The organism is Cyclobacterium qasimii M12-11B (assembly GCF_000427295.1).
GTDB classification, from domain to species: Bacteria; Bacteroidota; Bacteroidia; order Cytophagales; family Cyclobacteriaceae; genus Cyclobacterium; species Cyclobacterium qasimii.
The window spans coordinates 1-1,534 of record NZ_ATNM01000111.1 but is presented as its reverse complement, the minus strand read 5'-3'; the positions used below and the strand labels follow the sequence as shown (position 1 = coordinate 1,534).

The window sequence follows — 1,534 nt, the reverse complement described above, 5'->3', positions numbered from 1 at the left end:
AGTAATATACCAGAAATAGAAATAAAATAGGAGCTATAGGTTTAATAAAACTTCAGTAATATATTTAATAACATTATATTTAGTAAGAAAACTAAAATAATACACCCTGAAAATGGTTGATAATATCTCCATTAATAATGCAATGAGAAAAATAGTGTAGTTGGGATAATTTAAATTATAAAAAACAATACCAATAGGAATAACGAGGAGTTGCATAGAACCAGCAACGGTTTGATATAACCTAATTTTCCCAATAGCTTGAACAGCACTCATTATACCCATACTAAATTGACGAACTAAATTAATAACCAAAATTAATTTACAAAAAACAATAGTGTTTTCAGGAACATCCTTTAACCAAATACTTAATATTAATGGCAGTTCAAAAAACAAAGGAATCGATACAAATGAATAAAGATAAAAAGAAAATTTACTACTGATTATACTTAATTTTATCGTTCTAGCTCTGTTACCACTTCCTTCACTCTTTGTCATTTGAGGTTTAATGGCTTTCATTAAAGTCTGCGATAAAAAGGAAAGTTGTCCATTTACTTGTTGAGCAATTCCAAATGCAGCGTTAACAATAGTCCCAAAATATATATTCAGAACTATTGCAGTTCCACTATTATTCCCAATACTAGATAGGACTCCAAATAAGTTCCAACTAGCAAAAGAACTCATTTCTTTAATCTTTTTAGGCTCAAAATCATTTTTATAATTAAATTTAGTCTCAACATATTTATTATTACAATAAATCCATTTAATTATTCGAACTAATAGGGTTAGAATAAAGAGTAAAAATCCATATAATAATAATTTATCAAAACTAGAGTTTAATAAAATAAAAGCGATACAAAGTTTACCTATACTTTCAAATATATCAAGTATAGATAAAAAAAGCATGTTTTCATGAGCATTCGCTAGTCCATCGTAGGGAACAGAAATAATCACTAGAAATGTAGAGCCAATAATAAATTGCAAAAGATAATTAGCGGTTTGCAACCTTTCAGATGCAATATTAAGATGGTTGTTTAAAAAATACACGCCGACCGTTTCAAATACAATTAAAAGCAAAAATCCAATAAACAAATGAAGAATAATACTATTTGCAAAAACTTTTCTCGTTTGAAGAACATCTTCTAATCCTAATGAGAAAGATAAAAATCGTTGAGTGGTAGTCGTCATTGCCACGTTTATAAAACCTAATAAGGAAATAACACCACCAACTACACTAAAGATTCCGAAATCTTCAGTTCCTAATGCACTTAATATTAATCTAGTAGTAAATAAAGAAATAGCAACTGATACAATTAATTTAAAGTATAAGATTCCTGTATTAATTAAAATTTTATTACCAGCTTGCATTCAAAAATTTTTTATAATTAATAGTTTTATATCTTTTAAAACTTAATGCTTTTTATTCAAACAAAAGATTGGGATATTTCTTTAAAGAATCTAAAAGTATCCTATTGTAAATATTTACTCCTTGTTGATTTAAATGATTGTCGTCTAAAACAATTCATCCTTCAAATCT

At 26.8% G+C, this 1,534-nt stretch carries 1 protein-coding gene; it reads right to left on the bottom strand.

The window, feature by feature from the left end:
* Positions 1-33: 33 nt before the first annotated feature.
* Positions 34-1,365, bottom strand: a complete 1,332-nt coding sequence (locus tag ADICYQ_RS13410; RefSeq protein WP_020894207.1) for an MATE family efflux transporter — start codon at positions 1,363-1,365, stop codon at positions 34-36.
* Positions 1,366-1,534: the final 169 nt, after the last annotated feature.